Below are 16,442 nucleotides of genomic sequence, written 5' to 3'. Positions count from 1 at the left end.
CGCTGCGCTCCGGTTCTCGAAACCACCACCATATGACTCGCCCGAGCGAATTTCGAAACAGTCTCTTAGGCATAGTCAGGCCGCGTCGCGGGGCTTTTCGATGCGCGAACGGATGGCTTCGATCATCGTCTCGCGGATGATCGTCTCGCCATGCGTCTCACGCATGTGCTCGACCGCACGACGCATGATCTCGGCTTCCTCGTCGGCGCGCGTATGCCAGTCACAACCCGGAACGAGCGAGCCGCAGTGGAATTCCTTCATCGGATTCTCCCTTTTTCCTCCTCGGAGCGCCGCATCTGCTCTGACACGGAAGCTCCACACGTTGATCGACGCATGATCCCTGGCGAACCGGAATCGGCATTCGGGTCATGCGCTGACCGAGCCAGCATAACACGATCGAATGGTTTTGGTTGCGTTAGAGCGCCGCGCGTCCGGTGGACGCGTAAAGGACGCTCCAACGTTTTGTCATCTGCGCATGATCCGTTCCGAAAACCGGAAGCAGTTTTCGGGGTCATGCGCGAGAAACCGAAAGGGCGGAGCAGCGCTGCTCCGCCCTCTTAGGCTACCCCGGCGGCAAGACCTCGTCTTGCTCCAGCGAGCAGGCGATCACTTCACGATCCTGACTGCCTCGGCAATTTTGTGCTTGCCGCTCATGTCCCACGAAACGCGGACCTTTTCGCCGGCCTTCAGGCCAGGATTCTTGAAGGCCTTGGGCAGCGTAAAGGCAGATCCGTCATCCAGAACAAGGCTCATGGTTGTTCCATCATAAGTTTTGACCGTGCCCGTGGTGTGCTTGACCGCTGCGAAGGCAGCGCCACCAGAGGCAAGAACGGCAGCAGCCGCAACCGACATAATAAGCTTGCGCATGGCATGCTCTCCTGGAAAATGAGGGCACCATTTTGGGAAGGTGCCCCACTCAATCATGGGCCGTCCGGTCGCGTCGGGTCGCGGTTCTAGGGGAGGATGAACCGCCGGCGTTTCCCGGCCCGGAACGAAAAATAGTCTTGCTTTTTCAATTAGATATTAGACGAAAAAGATATTCTGCGCGCCACATTCGCCGCCAAAATCAAACGATTTGGACCTGATTGCGGCTCACGTCCAACTCACCGAGATTTTACGGCCATTTCACTTCCGGCGGCAGGCTGGACAGGATCGAGGCCACGTTGCCGCCGGTCCTCAGTCCGAAGATAGTGCCGCGATCGTGAAGCAAGTTGAATTCGACATAGCGGCCGCGGCGAATGAGCTGTTCTTCACGGTCGCCGTCGGTCCAGTTGTCGTTGAAATTGGCCCGCACCAGATGTCCGTAGACGACGAGAAAAGATCGCCCGACATCCTGGACGAAGTTGAAATCGGCGTTCCAGCCGCCTTTGTCCTCACCCGAATGCAGCCAATCGAAGAAGATGCCGCCGGTGCCGCGCGGTTCGTCGCGGTGCGGCAGATAGAAATACTCGTCGCACCAGGCCTTGAATTTTGCGTGGTCGGCGACGCCAGCGTGCTTCTCGCAGGCGAATCGCATGGCCCTGTGGAAGGCAACCGTGTCCGGGTCGTCCTGGGTGCGGCGACGGTCGAGCACCGGCGTCAGGTCGGCGCCGCCGCCGAACCACTGGCGCGAGGTGACGACCATACGCGTGTTCATGTGCACCGCCGGCACGTTGGGGTTCCACGGATGGGCGATCAGCGAAATGCCACTCGCCCAGAAGCCCGGGTCTTCCTCGGCGCCCGGCATCTGCTTCCTGAACTCCGGCGAGAACTCGCCATAGACGGTGGAGGTGTGGACGCCGACCTTCTCGAAAACGCGGCCACGCATCATCGACATGGTGCCGCCGCCGCCCTTGCCGGCGTCGCGCTCCCACGGCGTCCTTTCGAAGCGGCCGGGCGACCATGAGGCCTGCGGCCCCTGCAGGTCCTGCTCGATCTGCTCGAAGGCGGCGCAGATGCGCTCGCGCAACGTCTCGAACCACAGCCGCGCCTTCATCTTCTTCTGTTCGATGTCGGCCGGCAGCCCCGCCGGTATTTCGGGTCGTTGCAAATGCTGTCTCCGGCTGTGGGGCGCGTACCCCGACAAATGACTCGTCTTTTCCGGCCGTGATCCCTAATCTCTTAGGTGCAAGGGTCAAGTGTGAATGGAGTTCTTTCGTGCGCACCCCGGCAAGACCGCCGCTGGATGGCCTGAAGAAGAGGCTCGACCGTTCGCGCGCCAAGCGCGAGCGCATGCCACGCGACGGGTTCCTGCGCGAGACCTTCGTCCTGCCGCGCTCCGATGCGCGGCTTAAGGCGAAGGAGTGGTTCGAGCGCTTTCCCAAGCAGGCCTACTGGACCGAGATCGAAAGCTGGTTCGAGCGGCCGGGCGACGTCATCGAGTTCACCATCAGGCGATTGCCGGCGGCAGATTAACGAGCGACCAACAACCGCCTTGCTCCTGGGCCTTGGGCGCTCAATCGGTCTTCCTTGTTCCGCAGCGGGCACTTGTCGATCGACATGCAGCCGCAGCCGATGCAGTCGGTCAGCCCGTCGCGCAGCTTCTTCAGCTGGGCAATCTTCTGATCGAGCTGGTCGCGCCAGGCCGTTGAAAGCAGGTTCCAGTCCTCGCGCGTCGGTGTGCGGCCCTCAGGCAGCGATTCAAGTGCAGCACCGATCTCGGCCAGCGAGATGCCGACCTCCTGCGCGATCCTGATGATCGCCACACGCCTCAGCACGTCGCGACCGTAGCGCCGCTGGTTGCCTGATGTGCGGTGGCTGCGGATCAGTCCGCGCGCCTCGTAGAAATGCAGCGCCGATATCGCCACCCCGCTTCGCGTCGCCACCTGGCCGACCGTCAGTTCCGTTGCTGCAGCCATCTTGGGATTTTCTGCTTGACCTCAAGTTAAGTTGAGCTTGTAACGAAGAAACCCTTGATATGCAAACCGCAGGAGAAGGCGATGTGCGCCTGGGTGAGAATGACAAGAGACGGTGCGCTCGTCGGCCAGAAAGCGGCCGTGTTCGCTGCGCCCACTGAGGGTCTGCGAATGCTATCCGAGCTGCCGGATCGCTTCGCCGGCCACCATGGCGACGGACAGCGCGACGTTGATGCTGCGCGCGCCCGGCTGCATCGGGATGATCAGTCGCGCATCCGCCGCCTCGTGGACAGGATCCGGCACGCCTGCGGATTCGCGGCCGAACAAAAGAATGTCGGCGTCGGCGAAGGCGAAATCGGTGTAGGCGTTCGCGGCTCTGGTCGACAGCAGCACCAGCCGCCGCGCTTCGCCTCTGCGCCAGTTCTCGAAGGCGTGCCAGTCGACATGCCGGGTCAGCGCCGCCAGTTCGAGATAGTCCATGCCGGCCCGTTTCAGCGCCCGGTCGGAGAGCAGGAAGCCGGCCGGTTCGATGATGTCGACGCCGAGGCCGAGGCAAGCGGCGAAGCGCAGGATTGTTCCGGTGTTGCCGGCGATATCCGGCTGGTAGAGCGCGATGCGGAGACGGTTGTTCATTTCCGAATCCTTCTAATAAGTGGCAGATCGGCCACAGCAGGCTCGCGGTTTTGGAAATTGCTGGACTGGCGGGTGGTCATTTTCTGCGAAGTCGATTATACGCCGGGCATTGTCAACCCGAACCGATGGAGGGGTAATTCATGATGATCATGTACATCCAGCGCCCCTCTTGTGGGCTTACCAGCCTGCCGGCGGTTTCGGTACGACGATTCTCCTGACCTTTTAGACTTCGATCGCACCGATTCTTAGCCGAAACCCTTTTCGGCCTTCGAAGGAATCCTGCGATGTTTTTCAAGCTGTCGAAGGGGCTGAACGCCCCGCCTGAACACGCCTCTGTTCAATCCCTGCCTTTCGCCGGCCATTGGCCCGCGAACAGGCCGGACTTTTTTCTGTATTTTCACATGGAGGACGGACCGATGCTCGATCCCTGCAAAATTCCCGGTTCAAGAAGCCTGCACGAGCACAGGATGGCGACATGGGCGCTTTTGATCGGCGAAACCTATTCGTCTGCGGCTCACGCCGAGACCCGCCGGCGCCCACATCGCGGCATGCTGCCGGACGTCGATTTCTCGCGCGCGGTTCCCGACCGCAGCCGGCCGTCGCTGCTGCGCCGGATCATCGGGCTGATCCGGCCCGGCGCAAAAACCAGCGCGAAACTCCGGGTCGTCGACACAGCACTGTCAGGATCGTCAAGCGAGCCTGTCGGCGAAAAGCCCGCGACATCCTATATTGCGCGAAGCAGGACCGGCGGCCCGAGTGATTCCGGGACGCCGGTCTTTGACGCTACGCGCTCCAAGGATGCCACGCGCTCCGCGCCGCGTGAGCGAAAACAAGCACATGAGTACCAAGACAATGTTCCGCTGGTTTGAAACAAGGCTCGATCCGTTCCCTGCCGAGGAGCCGGTCGAGCCGCCGAAGACGCTGATCGCCTTCTGCGTCCACTATACGCGCGGCGCCTGGCCCTACATCGCTGTCGATGCGACGCTGGTGACGGCTATCGCCCTTGCCGAGGTGTGGATGTTCGGCTTCATGGGCCGGATCGTCGACTGGCTGTCGGCGCAGAATCGCGAGACATTTCTGAAGACCGAGGGCTGGAAGCTCGCCGGCATGGCTTTCATCGTGGTTTTCGCGCTGCCGGCGACGGTCTGGTTCCATGCGCTCCTCAACCAGCAGACGCTGATGGGCAACTATCCGATGCGTATCCGCTGGCAGGTGCATCGCTACCTGCTCAAGCAGTCGATGGCCTTCTATCAGGACGAGTTCGCCGGACGCATCGCGACCAAGCTGATGCAAACGGCGCTCGCCGTGCGCGAATGCGTCATCAAGCTCATCGACGTGCTCAACTATGTCGTGGTCTATTTCCTCGGCATGCTGTTCATTGTCGGCTCGGCCGACTGGCGGCTGGCGGCACCGCTTGCCGTCTGGCTTGCCGGCTATATCCTGCTCTTGCGCTATTTCATTCCGCGATTGGGCAAGGTCGGCGAGGAGCAGGCCAATGCGCGCTCGACCATGACCGGCCGCGTCGTCGACAGCTACTCCAACATCCAGACGGTCAAGCTGTTCTCGCATGCGCGGCGCGAGGCGTCCTTCGCGCGGGAAGGCATGGCCGGCTTTCTCGATACCGTTTACCGGTCGATGCGGCTGGTGACGCGGCTCTACGGCCTGCTCTACATCCTGAATTCGCTGCTGTTGTTTTCGGTCACCGCGATCTCGCTGTGGCTGTGGCTCGGCCAGGCGGTGACGATCGGCGCCGTCGCCCTGGTCATCGGCCTCGTGCTTCGGCTTTGGGGGATGTCGCAATGGATCATGTGGGAAATGTCCACCCTGTTCGAGAACATCGGCACGGTGCAGGACGGCATCAGTTCGATCTCGCTGCCGCGCCTCGTCGAAGACAGGCCTGGGGCCAAGGATATTGCCGTGACCAAGGGCGAGATCCGTTTCGAGGACATCCGCTTCCACTACGGCAAACAGAAGGGCGTGATCGAAAGCCTGTCGCTGACGGTGAAGCCGGGCGAAAAGGTCGGCATCGTCGGCCGCTCGGGCGCCGGCAAGTCGACGCTGGTCAACCTTCTCTTGCGCTTCTACGATCTCGAGAGCGGCAAGATCCTGATCGACGGCCAGGAAATCGCGGCGGTGACGCAGGATTCGCTGCGCGCCCAGATCGGCATGGTCACGCAGGATACCTCGCTGCTGCATCGTTCGGTGCGCGAGAACATCCTTTATGGCCGACCGGACGCCAGCGACGAGATGCTGGTCGAGGCAGCTCGCCGCGCCGAGGCGCTTGATTTCATATCAAGGCTTTCGGACGCCAGTGGCCGCACGGCTTTCGATGCGCACGTCGGCGATCGCGGCGTCAAATTGTCCGGCGGCCAGCGGCAACGCATTGCCATTGCCCGCGTTATGCTGAAGGACGCGCCGATCCTCATCCTCGACGAAGCGACGTCTGCGCTCGATTCGGAGGCCGAAGCGGCGATCCAGGAGAACCTCTACAAACTCATGCAGGGCAAGACCGTCATCGCCATCGCGCACCGGCTCTCGACCATCGTGGCGATGGACCGGCTCGTCGTCATGGATAAGGGCCGCGTCATCGAGGAAGGTTCGCATGAGGAACTCGTCGCCGCCGGCGGGCTTTATGCGCAGCTTTGGCAGCGCCAGTCGGGCGGCTTCCTGCTCGACGACGGTGCCGCCGCCAACGATGCCATCATCAAGGGTCAAGCAGCAGAATGAGGGCAGCAGAATGATGGCAGCAGAATGATGGCAGCAGAATGAGGGCAGCAGAATGATGGCCGCCGAATGATGATTGCCGTCTATCGCTGGTTCGAGAACTGGGTCTATCCGTTCAGGGAGCCCGCGGACCTTCGGCCACCGATCAGCGTCAGCGGTTTCCTCTGGCACTATGTCGGCCAGGCGAAGGTCGCCTTCTTCGCTATGCTGGTCATCGGCGGTATCGCGCCGCTGGTCGAGGCCGGACTGTTCTACTTCGTCGGCAGGCTGGTCGACATTCTCGACCAGCTCCCCGGCGAGCGCAGCTGGGACGCGCTGTGGACCGCCGCCGGTCCCGAACTTGTCTTCATGGCCGCCGTGGTGCTGGTCATCCGCACCATCGTCGTCGGCTTGGCGGCGCTGGTCGACGAGCAGACGATCACCCCCGGCTTCTACAATCTGGTGCGCTGGCAGGCGCACCGCCATGTCTCGCGCCAATCCTACGACTTCTTCCAGAACGATTTCGCCGGCCGCATCGCCACCAAGGTCTGGCAGGCGGGGCAGGCGACCGGCGATTTGATGGAAAGCTTCATCGAGGTCGTCTGGTTCATGATCGTCTATACGGTGACGACGCTGGTGCTGGTCGCCGGCCTCGATCTCAGGCTGGCGGTGCTGGTGGTGATCTGGATCACTGCCTTCGGCTGGCTGGCCAAGCGCTATCTGCCGGCGATCCGCAAGCATGCCGAGCAGACAGCTGAGGCCGGTTCGATGATCACCGGCCGCTTCGTCGATTCCTATTCGAACGTGCAGACGCTGAAGCTGTTCTCGGCCGATGGCGACGACCGTTACATCAGGAGCGGTTTCGATATTTATCTCGACGCGCTGCGGCCGTTCACCCGCAGGCTGACCGGCGTGCGCATGGCGCTGACGACGCTGTCGGGTATCATGATCACCGCGATCGCCTGTTTTGCGGTCTATCTCTGGGTCGAAGGCTCGATCACAGTCGGCGCCGTCGCCTTCACGCTGTCGCTGGTGTTGCGGCTCAACATGCTGCTCGGCCGACTGATGATGCAGCTCAACGGCATCCTGCGGAATCTCGGCGTGCTGGAAAACTCCAAAGCGTTGATCTCGCAGCCGCACGGCCTGACCGACGCGTCCGACGCCAGGGAGCTTGTCGTGGTCGGCGGCCGCATCGACGTGAAGAAGGTCGAGTTCCACTACGGCAAGGGGTTCGGCGTGCTCAACGGCATCGACCTTGTCGTGCGGCCGGGCGAGAAGGTCGGACTTGTCGGGCCATCCGGCGCCGGCAAGACGACGCTCGCCAATCTGATCCTGCGCCTCTACGACCTCGAGGGCGGAAAGATCACCATCGACGGGCAGGATGTTGCCAAGGTGACGCAGAATTCGCTGCGCGCCAGTATCGGCGTCGTCAGCCAGGATACCGCACTTTTCCACCGTTCCTTGCGCGACAACATCAAGCTCGGCATGCCCGAAGCAACCGACGCCGAGGTGATCGCGGCCGCAAAGAAGGCCGAGGCGCACGACTTCATCCTCGATTTGCGCGACAATCGTGATCGCCAGGGCTACGAGGCCTTTGTCGGCGAGCGCGGCGTGAAATTGTCTGGCGGCCAGCGCCAGCGCGTGGCGATCGCCCGCGTCTTCCTCAAGGACGCGCCGATCCTGATACTCGACGAGGCGACGTCGGCGCTCGATTCCGATATCGAGGCGGCCATCCAGGAAAATCTGGCGAGGCTGATGGAGAACAAGACTGTCATCGCCATCGCGCATCGGCTGTCGACCATCGCGGCACTCGATCGCCTGGTGGTGCTCGACGGCGGCCGTATCGTCGAACAAGGCACGCATGACGAACTGGTCGCGCTCGACGGGCTCTATGCGCGGCTGTGGAAGCGGCAGTCCGGCGGCTTCCTGTTCAACGAGGAGAGCGTGCTGGAGGAGACGCGGCCGGCGGAGTAGGCCCAGGATTCAGCAAAACCGGAGTGGAGGATGTCGGTGCGAATGCCATCGAATTTCGGACGGTCGGGAGCGCAGGAGAGCGCGCTCGACCTGCTCGGCCATGAAATCCTCGGCGAAAAGGCGGCGGCGCTCGGCCGTGCCGGCCGCCGCGTGGATGAAACGCTGGCGAGGTTGCGTGAACATGGCGACGATGGCGAACATCGTGCCCGGCTGCTCAGGGACGCGGCGGAGGCGGTCCACGGCTATTTCATCCAGCGCGAATTGTGCGGCTTGCGCAAGCACGACGCAGTGATCCGGGAATACAACATCCCCAAGGCCGTGCTGGCCAGGCTCGGCGCGAAATAGACAATAGTGTTGAAAACCTGATGGTACCGAAGACGAAATACCGATTTCGACCCGTTCCAGAAGTTCGGGTGCGAGCGCATTATGGCGCAAGTCGGCCCGATTGCCGACTTTCCCGCACTCAATGTTCCTTGCGAAGGATGACCCTACATTGAGCGCAATCAGCGCTTGTACGCCCTAAGACTTCAAAGGTTTAGTGGCCAATCGGTCTTCTGCCGGGCCGCATACGCGGTCACTCCGGCAAGCCCGCGAACCGCATGTGTCCGATCCAGCGCTCGAGGCTCCCGGGAGCGGTGTAATTCTTCTCCCACTGCTTGCGTTGTTGGCTGATGGAGTCGCCGGGCGAGTCTTTGAGGAAAACCGCAAGCGCTTACTTTGCCTCCCGCTGGTTTCCCAGACAAGCGTGGATCCCCGCAAGCATTCGGTGTGCGCCGCTGGGGATTCTGGACATTTTCCGCATCGCCGTCAGCGCGGCCTCGCAATCGTTCTTTTCCCGGAGCGCCCAGCCCATGTCCCAGTGGTACCAATCAGGGTGGAAAGGATCGATGCCCATCGCCTGCTTGATCCGATCGATAGCTTCGTCGATTCGGCCGACAAAGAGCAGCGGGGATGCACTGCCGGCGAGGACATTTGAGGCGCTGGGATTGAGGGCGATCGCCTGATCGTACCGCGCAATGGCCTGCTCGACCTCTCCGGCTTCGGTATGGATGCGGGCTCCGGCATAATGCGCGTTGGCATCGTCCGGAGCGAGTTGGAGAGCCTTGTCGGCGTATTCGGCGGCGTGCTTCAACGCCTCGTCGGGGTTATTTTCCTGCTTGTGCCAGAAAACTGCGTCATTGCGATAGGACCAGGCCATCGCGATATAGCCGAACTGGGCGTTCGGATCCGCTTCGATCGCCTTGAGGCTGAACTGCCGTAGCAGCTCGTTCCCTGCGCCTCGCCGTTGCCGGGTGGCGCATAGCGAGCGCCGTTGCCAACTCGCCAACGCCCGAACCACGACCATCAGTTTGCAAGGCACTCGGGAAGACGCACCGGTTTGTCGATCTTCGCCAGTAGCTCGGGGCTGGCGCAGGGCGGGAAACCGGCAAGGCGCATGGTTTCCATGAGACGCTTGCGGTCCGCATCTGTGTTGACAAGAGGTTCGTTCACCCTTCCCTCGATGGTCAGGTCGGGGAACCGTTTAAGGGCCTCGCTGATCAGGGTTTTCGCCTCCTCGGTACGCCCAACTGCCGCCAGCGCGGCGGGGCGATATGTCCATCCCCAGATCCCATAATTCTCCGGCGCCAACCGGTCCATCATTAGCAGCGCGTCGTCATAGCGGCCGACCACAAAATAGGCGTGGGCAAACAACCTGGTGCTCCACAACGGGTAGTTCGGATTGAGGTGGATCGCCTGGTCAGCCATTTCGGCGCCCCTCTCGGCCTCGCCAAAAGTCGAAGCCCAAGGCACATAAAAGGTCACGATCTCGAACTGATTTGGAGCCATTCGCAGGGCAGCGTCGAATTCCGCCTTGGCGCGCGCGAGATCGCCCTTTACGACCAGGCTCCGGGCGAGAACGGCATGCGCTTCGGCATCGGCCGGATCGAGCGCGACTGCACGTTTAGCGGCTTCGGCGGCGATACGTCGATTCTTTTCGGGGTCGATGTCGAAACTGGCCAGCACGGAATGCGAATGGTGCAGTTCCACCCAGGCGCGGGCCAGCGTAGGGTCCAGTTCGGTGGCGCGGCTGAGAAGTCTGATGGCTTCCTCGACGTCGGCGCGATTGATTTGTTCCAGCTTCTCGGTACCGATGAGGTAGAGTTCGTAGGCGTTGAGGTTGCCGGGAGGTTTGCGATGCGCCGTTATCCGGCCTGCCTCTTGGATCAGGCCGGCGCCGCCGCCAAGCCGGTTGGAGACCTGCTCGGCAATCTCCGTCTGAATCGCAAACAGGTCCCGGTCCGGCCGGTCCCACCGGTTCGACCATAGATGATTACCGGTCTTCGCGTCGATGAACTGAGCCGTAACCCGCACGCGATCGACTTGGCGTTGAATCGAGCCTTCGACCACAAAGCCCGCGCCGAGCGCTGCACCGACCTCAGTCGGGTTGGCCGGCTTGCCTTCGTAGACTTCCGTCGAGTTATGGGCAATGACCCGGAATTCCGGAAACCGTGCGAGATCGGTAATGATATCCTCTGTGAGCCCGCCGGCCAGACGCTGCACACTTGCTTCACCGCCGATCGCTTGAAACGGCAGCACCGCGACGGATGGCAGGACCGTGTCAGAACGCTTCTCGATGGCGAGACCCATGAAGAGCCAGACTGCGCCTGCCGCCAGCAAGCCCAGCGCCACAGTCGCCGCGGTCCATCTCCACCTTACCGGCGCCGAAGGCGGGTCCGCGGCCACGATCGCCAGCCTGTATCCGCGTTTCGGCACGGCCTTGAGTACTGACTGGCTCTCGTCGTGAAGCGCGCGGCGGATGTCGCGTACGCATTGCACCAGACTGTCGTCGGTCACGAATACGCCTGGCCACACTGCCTGCATCAGCTCATCTTTGGTGACCAGTCGGCCGGCGTTTTCCAAGAGATATTTCAGGAGGTCGAAGGCCTGCGGTCTGAGGGCGATCTCGCGCCCTTCCCGGTCACGCACAAACCCTCCGGCAACATCGACGATGACGCCGTTGATGGCGAATGTCCGGGCAGCCCGGGAATCCATCCTCCGCCTCCCACGGGGGATTTCCAATTTATTATAGCAGATTCCTGCAAAGGCTTGAATGGTGACGGAACATCTTTGTTTTCGGCAAATTTTCACCGATCTATCACCAGTTGTTCGTTACATTGGGTGCGGCGACGATCCAATGTCTCAGTCGTTCCGAAGATTTGGAATCGGTTCAATGCTGAGACCCCGTCCCCTGCCGACCGTTGCCGCCATTTTCGTGGGCGGGGCTCTTTGTTCGCCGGGTGTCAGCGCGCACAATGCAGGAACGGGATGGTACTACCCGCCCAGCTGCTGCAACGGCGATGGCGCCCTCGGCGATTGCCAGATGATCCCGGCCAACTCAGTGACGGAAGCGCCGGATGGTTTTGCCGTAGTGCTGTTCCCCGGCGACCACCATCTGGTGACGCGAAAACAGAGCTTCCGAATCCCGTACGGCAGCGAGATCAGGTCGAGCGACGGCAACTATCACATCTGCCTTTACCCGACGCAGGCCACCGTCTTCTGCTTCTTTGCGCCGCCCGGATCAGTGTGACTGCTGCGGGGTCATGACCACGTCGGTGCCAGGATGTCTGCTGCAGCCGGCATTTACAGTGCAGCCGAATTGCCGGTGCCCGGCGCGGTCGCGCCACAAGCGGACCTTCGTGCGATCCGACCTCTTTGGCGGCAGTCGCTCTCTGGGTGCCCCGAAATTTGGTCGTGCCGTAAGGCGGCACAGATGCTATCTTAGTAGCAGCTAATATTGGGGTAGCAGCTAATATTGGGTCGAGGGGACGACCATGCAAAGGAGGACCGACCATGAAGCCGCATTCTCTCAGCGCCCGCCGTATTGGCGTGCTTCTGTTCTCACTGTGTGCTTTCGGGCCGATGACGTCAGCCTCAATGCCGGCAGAAAGCAAATTCGCCGTCGAGCCGGTGGTTGAGAAAAAGCTGAAGGAACTGCCGCCCGGACCATTGTTTTGGCGGCTGGAAAATTTCCCAACGCTGGCGCAGGCCCAGAGCGCTGCCGGCCCGACCTCGCTTGCGGCGGAGGTCGCGGGCAAGGTCTGGCTGTTCACGCTTGGGCCGAAGGATGGCTCGACGCCCGGCGGAGCCAAGGTCGTCGAGATCGGACCCCTTCCGCCGATCAGCGCCAGCGAGTATTTGCTGCGCGTCAACCGCGCCGGCGGAGCGCCCGGTGCCAAGACGCCGATCCATACGCATCCGGGACCGGAGGCCTTCTATGTGCTGGCCGGCAAGCTCGGCCAGAGAACGCCCCACGGCGTAACCTACGCCGAAGCCGGCAAGGCCATGACCGGACACGGGGCCAACACGCCGATGGAAGTGTTCAGCGCCGGCACAACCGATCTCGATGAGCTGGCCATCTTCGTGGTCGACGCCAATCAGCCGTTCTCGTCGCCGGCCAGCCTCGACTGAGACGACATTTCCCGGGGTGGCGCGAATGTTCGGTACGAGCTGAGGCGGCACCCCAGCGTCAGATTTACACCACCAGTTGCCCCCGATTATTCCGAAAACCGGTTCGACTTTTCGCTGACGCGGACCTTCGGGATCATGGTCTACTCCAGCCAGTCGGTGATGAAGCTGCCGTTTTCGTGGATGTCGGTGGTCTCCAGCGGGCCTGGGCCGATATTGGTGAATTTGTGCGGCGTGTTCGGCGGCACGATCAGGATCTGGCCGGCCGACGCCTCGATCTGCCGGTCGCCGACGGTGAACAGCCCGGTGCCAGTGCGAATGATGAAAATCTCGCAATAGGGATGCATGTGCAGCCGCGCGCCGCCGCCGATCTCCTGCAGATAGTTGAAGATCAGGCAGCTTTTGGAGCCGTAGGTGCCGCACTGCAGCTCGCCTTGCCAATGGTCGGGCCAGCGGTCGGGCGCCTTGGCCCATTTGTCGCGGTCGATGACATGCGCCATGAGCCGAGGATAGACCGAGGCCGGGGCTTCTGTCGAGGCAAACGCAGGCGCTGCTTTGCGGTTGATTTACGGTCGTTTTCGGCGTGTTCGACATGTGCCCGTCGCCACGCCGCCCGACGTCGAATTGCGTCCCCGCGACAATCTGCCCTTGTGCCTTCACCCGTCTGGACAAAAACGGGCTTCACGCATAAACCGAAGGCCAATTGCCGGAGGAATTCGCAAGCCTGTTCGCCATGCGCTGTCGGGTTGGCGTGAAAGAGCGGGGAACAAGCCTCGGCCACCGGCACGGAAGAGGCGAAAGGATCAGGCACCCGTGAGCGCAACCGACATCCAGGATCCCAACCGTCGTGATTTTCTCTACGTCGCCACGGGTATGGCGGCGGTGGTCGGCGCGGGTGCCGTCGCCTGGCCGTTCATCGACCAGATGCGCCCGGATGCCTCGACGCTGGCGCTGGCCTCGGTCGAGGTCGACGTCTCCTCGCTGACGCCGGGGATGTCGCTTGTCGTGAAATGGCGCGGCAAGCCGGTTGTGGTGCGCAACCGCACCGAACAAGAGATGAAGGACGGCGAGGCGGTCAATCTGGCCCAGCTCAAGGATCCGCTCGCCCGCAACGCCAATCTGCCGGCCGATGCGCCGGCGACGGACGCCAACCGCACCATGCCGGGCAAAGAGGCCTGGATAGTGATGGTCCAGGTCTGCACCCATCTCGGCTGCATTCCGCTCGGCCAGGAAGGCGAGTTCGGCGGCTGGTTCTGCCCGTGTCACGGTTCGGTATACGACACGGCCGGACGCGTCCGCGGCGGGCCGGCCCCGGAGAACATGACGGTGCCGGTGTTCCAGTTCATTTCCGACACCAAGATCCGTATCGGCTAGGCTAAGGGATATTTCGATGAGCGAGGGACACTCGACCTACACGCCCAAGACCGGTATCGGACGCTGGTTCGACGCCCGCATGCCGCTGCCGCGGCTGGTCTATGACAGCTTCGTCGCCTATCCGGTGCCGCGCAACCTCAACTACGCGTACACTTTTGGCGGCATCCTGGCGCTCATGCTGGCGGCGCAGATGCTGACCGGCATCGTGCTGGCCATGCATTATGCGGCGGACAGCACTCTCGCCTTCGATTCGGTCGAAAAGATCATGCGCGACGTGAATTCGGGCTGGCTGTTGCGCTACATGCATTCGAACGGCGCGTCGTTCTTCTTCGTCGCGGTCTACATCCACATCTTCCGCGGTCTCTACTACGGTTCCTACAAGGCGCCGCGCGAGCTTCTATGGATACTCGGCTGCATCATCTATCTGCTGATGATGGCGACAGGCTTCATGGGTTATGTGCTGCCCTGGGGGCAGATGTCGTTCTGGGGCGCGACCGTCATCACCGGCTTCTTCAGCGCCATCCCGCTGGTCGGCGACTGGATCCAGCAGCTTTTGCTCGGCGGCTACGCCGTCGACAACCCGACGCTGAACCGCTTCTTTTCACTGCACTATCTGCTGCCGTTCATGATCGCCGGCGTCGTCGTGCTGCATATATGGGCGCTGCATGTGGTCGGCCAGTCGAACCCGACCGGCATCGAGGTCAAGTCGAAAACCGATACCGTCGCCTTCACCCCCTACGCGACCATCAAGGACGCGTTCGGGATGCTCGTGTTCCTGTTCATCTTCGCCTACTTCGTCTTCTACCTGCCGAATTTTCTCGGCCATCCCGACAATTACGTCGTCGCCGACCCGCTGAAGACGCCTGCCCATATCGTGCCGGAATGGTACTTCCTGCCGTTCTACGCGATCCTGCGCGCCATCACCTTCAATATCGGGCCGATCAACTCCAAGCTTGGCGGCGTGCTCGCGATGTTCGGCTCCATCGCCATGCTGTTCCTGGTGCCGTGGCTCGACACTTCGAAGGTGCGCTCGGCGGTCTACCGGCCCTGGTACAAGCTGTTCTTCTGGCTCTTCGTGATCGATGCCGTCCTGCTCGGCTGGCTGGGTTCGCAGCCGGCTGAAGGCAGCTATGTCTTCATGGCGCAGATGGCGACATTGTTCTATTTCGCCTTCTTCCTGGTCGCGCTGCCGGTGCTTGGCCTGATCGAGACTCCGCGGCGGTTGCCGAATTCGATCACCGAGGCGGTGCTCGAGAAGAACAAGCATGGCGGTGGCGGGCACCCGGCTCACGCGGCAGCCGCACCGGAAACCAAGGGCTGAGCATGACCCCGAAAAGTGGAGACCGGTTTTCGGACAAGATGATGGTCGAGACGACGACAGCGCGGCAGAGAATCTCAAGGGGATTTGATATGAAGAAGATTCTCACCTCGCTGGCGCTGCTCGCCCTTGTGTTGGCAGGCACTGCGGCCGCGACCACAGGGGCGATCGCCCAGGAGGAGGCGCACAACGAAGCCGCGCCGACGCATTTCCCGATACATGAGCCCAAGGAGATGGACTGGAGCTTCGCCGGGCCGTTCGGCACCTACGACAAGGCGCAGTTGCAGCGCGGGCTCAAGGTCTACAAGGAAGTCTGCGCGGCCTGCCATTCGATGAAGTTGGTGGCGTTCCGCACGCTGGAAGACCTTGGCTATTCAGAAGCGCAGGTCAAGGCGCTGGCGGCCGAGTACACGATCAATGATGGTCCCAATGATGCCGGCGACATGTTCGATCGTCCCGGCATACCGTCAGACTATTTCCCGGCGCCGTTCCCCAACGATCAGGCAGCAGCGGCCGCCAATGGCGGGGCTGCCCCGCCCGACATGTCGCTGCTGGCCAAGGCGCGCGGCGTCGAGCGCGGCTTTCCGCGTTTCGTCTTCGACATCTTCACGCAATACGCCCAGGGCGGTCCCGACTATATCCACTCGCTGCTGACCGGCTATGACGAGCAGCCGCCGGCGGGCATGGAGATACCGGAAGGCACGCACTACAATCCGTACTTCATAGCCGGCGTGTCGCTGAAGATGCCCAACCCGCTCTCCGACGACCAGGTAACCTATGACGACGGCGCGCCGCAGACGGTCGACCAGTATTCCCGCGACGTGTCGGCCTTCCTGATGTGGGCGGCCGAGCCGCATCTGGAAGCCCGCAAGAAAACCGGCTTTCGCGTGCTGGTCTTCCTGTTGCTGTTCGGCGCGCTGGTCTATCTGACCAAGCGCAAGGTGTGGGCCGGCGTGGCGCACTGAGCTACGCCACCAGATCGAAAGGGCGTCGAAAGGCGCCCTTTTGCATTTCCGAACGCTGCCTCCGAAGACCGCCGGCCCAGTCCTTTGCCGGACAATTTTCTTCCAGCCGCCATATCGCGGTAGCCGTCGCCGGCCGCGCCGGGTTACGATCGGCCGGAGTTCCTTTTCACGTCTTCAAGTCGAATCGGACGAATG

Annotated in this window: 18 protein-coding genes and 1 pseudogene; 10 read left to right on the top strand and 9 right to left on the bottom strand. The window is 62.1% G+C overall.

Going from position 1 to position 16,442, the window contains the following annotated elements:
- Positions 1 to 75: 75 nt before the first annotated feature.
- The 3 genes from CIT31_RS15320 to hemF all read right to left on the bottom strand — a co-directional run bounded on the left by CIT31_RS15320 (position 76) and on the right by hemF (position 2,029).
- A complete protein-coding gene (locus CIT31_RS15320) occupies positions 76 to 261 on the bottom strand; it encodes a DUF1059 domain-containing protein (RefSeq protein WP_029349897.1) in 186 nt (61 codons plus the stop codon).
- Between the two features lie 345 nt (positions 262 to 606).
- Positions 607 to 867 (bottom strand): DUF1344 domain-containing protein, encoded by a 261-nt coding sequence (locus tag CIT31_RS15315; RefSeq protein ID WP_029349900.1) that lies wholly within the window; start codon positions 865 to 867, stop codon positions 607 to 609.
- 247 nt (positions 868 to 1,114) lie between these two features.
- Positions 1,115 to 2,029 (bottom strand): oxygen-dependent coproporphyrinogen oxidase, encoded by a 915-nt coding sequence (gene hemF, locus CIT31_RS15310; protein ID WP_065011929.1) that lies wholly within the window; start codon positions 2,027 to 2,029, stop codon positions 1,115 to 1,117.
- Positions 2,030 to 2,136: 107 nt separating this feature from the next.
- On the opposite strand from hemF, the gene CIT31_RS15305 reads away from it, so the two are divergent.
- Positions 2,137 to 2,394 carry a hypothetical protein gene (locus CIT31_RS15305; protein WP_095519208.1) on the top strand — a complete coding sequence of 86 codons (258 nt, stop codon included), beginning with the start codon at positions 2,137 to 2,139 and terminating at the stop codon, positions 2,392 to 2,394.
- Here CIT31_RS15305 and soxR read toward each other — a convergent pair.
- Together soxR and CIT31_RS15295 are read right to left on the bottom strand one after the other, a co-directional pair.
- The gene (gene soxR, locus CIT31_RS15300; RefSeq protein ID WP_095519207.1) at positions 2,391 to 2,837 is read right to left on the bottom strand and encodes a redox-sensitive transcriptional activator SoxR; all 447 of its coding nucleotides are present in this window, start codon (positions 2,835 to 2,837) and stop codon (positions 2,391 to 2,393) included. The genes CIT31_RS15305 and soxR overlap by 4 nt on opposite strands.
- Before the next feature lie 171 nt (positions 2,838 to 3,008).
- The gene (locus CIT31_RS15295; protein ID WP_095519206.1) at positions 3,009 to 3,467 is read right to left on the bottom strand and encodes a tRNA (cytidine(34)-2'-O)-methyltransferase; all 459 of its coding nucleotides are present in this window, start codon (positions 3,465 to 3,467) and stop codon (positions 3,009 to 3,011) included.
- Positions 3,468 to 3,883: 416 nt separating this feature from the next.
- Here CIT31_RS15295 and CIT31_RS15290 point away from each other — a divergent pair, with 416 nt between their 5' ends.
- From CIT31_RS15290 to CIT31_RS15275, 4 genes are all read left to right on the top strand, one after another.
- Positions 3,884 to 4,336 carry a hypothetical protein gene (locus CIT31_RS15290; protein ID WP_095519407.1) on the top strand — a complete coding sequence of 151 codons (453 nt, stop codon included), beginning with the start codon at positions 3,884 to 3,886 and terminating at the stop codon, positions 4,334 to 4,336.
- The gene (locus CIT31_RS15285; RefSeq protein ID WP_095519205.1) at positions 4,320 to 6,194 is read left to right on the top strand and encodes an ABC transporter ATP-binding protein; all 1,875 of its coding nucleotides are present in this window, start codon (positions 4,320 to 4,322) and stop codon (positions 6,192 to 6,194) included. The genes CIT31_RS15290 and CIT31_RS15285 overlap by 17 nt, the downstream gene beginning before the upstream one ends.
- A gap of 66 nt (positions 6,195 to 6,260) precedes the next feature.
- A complete protein-coding gene (locus CIT31_RS15280; RefSeq protein ID WP_095519204.1) occupies positions 6,261 to 8,144 on the top strand; it encodes an ABC transporter ATP-binding protein in 1,884 nt (627 codons plus the stop codon).
- A 30-nt stretch (positions 8,145 to 8,174) separates the two neighbouring features.
- Complete coding sequence (locus CIT31_RS15275) at positions 8,175 to 8,489, top strand: DUF6665 family protein (RefSeq protein WP_029349917.1); 315 nt, start codon at positions 8,175 to 8,177, stop codon at positions 8,487 to 8,489.
- Between the two features lie 367 nt (positions 8,490 to 8,856).
- On the opposite strand, the gene CIT31_RS15270 is transcribed toward CIT31_RS15275, so the two are convergent.
- From CIT31_RS15270 to CIT31_RS36055, 3 genes and pseudogenes are all read right to left on the bottom strand, one after another.
- Positions 8,857 to 9,489 carry a tetratricopeptide repeat protein gene (locus CIT31_RS15270; RefSeq protein ID WP_095519203.1) on the bottom strand — a complete coding sequence of 211 codons (633 nt, stop codon included), beginning with the start codon at positions 9,487 to 9,489 and terminating at the stop codon, positions 8,857 to 8,859.
- Entirely contained in the window at positions 9,489 to 10,814 is a 1,326-nt protein-coding gene (locus tag CIT31_RS15265; protein ID WP_245316262.1) for a tetratricopeptide repeat protein, read from the bottom strand. Before CIT31_RS15265 ends, CIT31_RS15270 begins: the two co-directional genes overlap by 1 nt.
- A 72-nt stretch (positions 10,815 to 10,886) precedes the next feature.
- Positions 10,887 to 11,177, bottom strand: a pseudogene (locus tag CIT31_RS36055) (winged helix-turn-helix domain-containing protein); the annotation flags it as partial.
- Between the two features lie 178 nt (positions 11,178 to 11,355).
- Between CIT31_RS36055 and CIT31_RS15260 the strand changes: the two are divergent.
- Both CIT31_RS15260 and CIT31_RS15255 read left to right on the top strand, forming a co-directional pair.
- Entirely contained in the window at positions 11,356 to 11,712 is a 357-nt protein-coding gene (locus CIT31_RS15260) for a hypothetical protein (protein WP_245316259.1), read from the top strand.
- 263 nt (positions 11,713 to 11,975) lie between these two features.
- The gene (locus tag CIT31_RS15255; RefSeq protein ID WP_095519201.1) at positions 11,976 to 12,593 is read left to right on the top strand and encodes a cupin domain-containing protein; all 618 of its coding nucleotides are present in this window, start codon (positions 11,976 to 11,978) and stop codon (positions 12,591 to 12,593) included.
- A 140-nt stretch (positions 12,594 to 12,733) separates the two neighbouring features.
- Here the strand turns inward: CIT31_RS15255 and CIT31_RS15250 are convergent, their stop codons facing one another.
- On the bottom strand, positions 12,734 to 13,090 hold the full coding sequence (locus tag CIT31_RS15250; RefSeq protein WP_095519200.1) for a cupin domain-containing protein: 357 nt from the start codon (positions 13,088 to 13,090) through the stop codon (positions 12,734 to 12,736).
- Between the two features lie 313 nt (positions 13,091 to 13,403).
- Between CIT31_RS15250 and petA the strand changes: the two genes are divergently transcribed.
- The 3 genes from petA to CIT31_RS15235 all read left to right on the top strand — a co-directional run bounded on the left by petA (position 13,404) and on the right by CIT31_RS15235 (position 16,247).
- Positions 13,404 to 13,964 carry a ubiquinol-cytochrome c reductase iron-sulfur subunit gene (gene petA / locus CIT31_RS15245; RefSeq protein WP_029349928.1) on the top strand — a complete coding sequence of 187 codons (561 nt, stop codon included), beginning with the start codon at positions 13,404 to 13,406 and terminating at the stop codon, positions 13,962 to 13,964.
- 16 nt (positions 13,965 to 13,980) lie between these two features.
- The gene (locus CIT31_RS15240; RefSeq protein WP_095519199.1) at positions 13,981 to 15,285 is read left to right on the top strand and encodes a cytochrome b; all 1,305 of its coding nucleotides are present in this window, start codon (positions 13,981 to 13,983) and stop codon (positions 15,283 to 15,285) included.
- An 89-nt stretch (positions 15,286 to 15,374) separates the two neighbouring features.
- Complete coding sequence (locus CIT31_RS15235) at positions 15,375 to 16,247, top strand: cytochrome c1 (protein WP_095519198.1); 873 nt, start codon at positions 15,375 to 15,377, stop codon at positions 16,245 to 16,247.
- Positions 16,248 to 16,442: the final 195 nt, after the last annotated feature.

It is taken from the genome of Mesorhizobium wenxiniae, from assembly GCF_002284535.1.
In the GTDB taxonomy this organism is placed as follows: Bacteria; Pseudomonadota; Alphaproteobacteria; order Rhizobiales; family Rhizobiaceae; genus Mesorhizobium; species Mesorhizobium wenxiniae.
The sequence above is the reverse complement of the archived record's forward strand: the minus strand, read 5'-3'. Positions and strand labels throughout refer to the sequence as shown.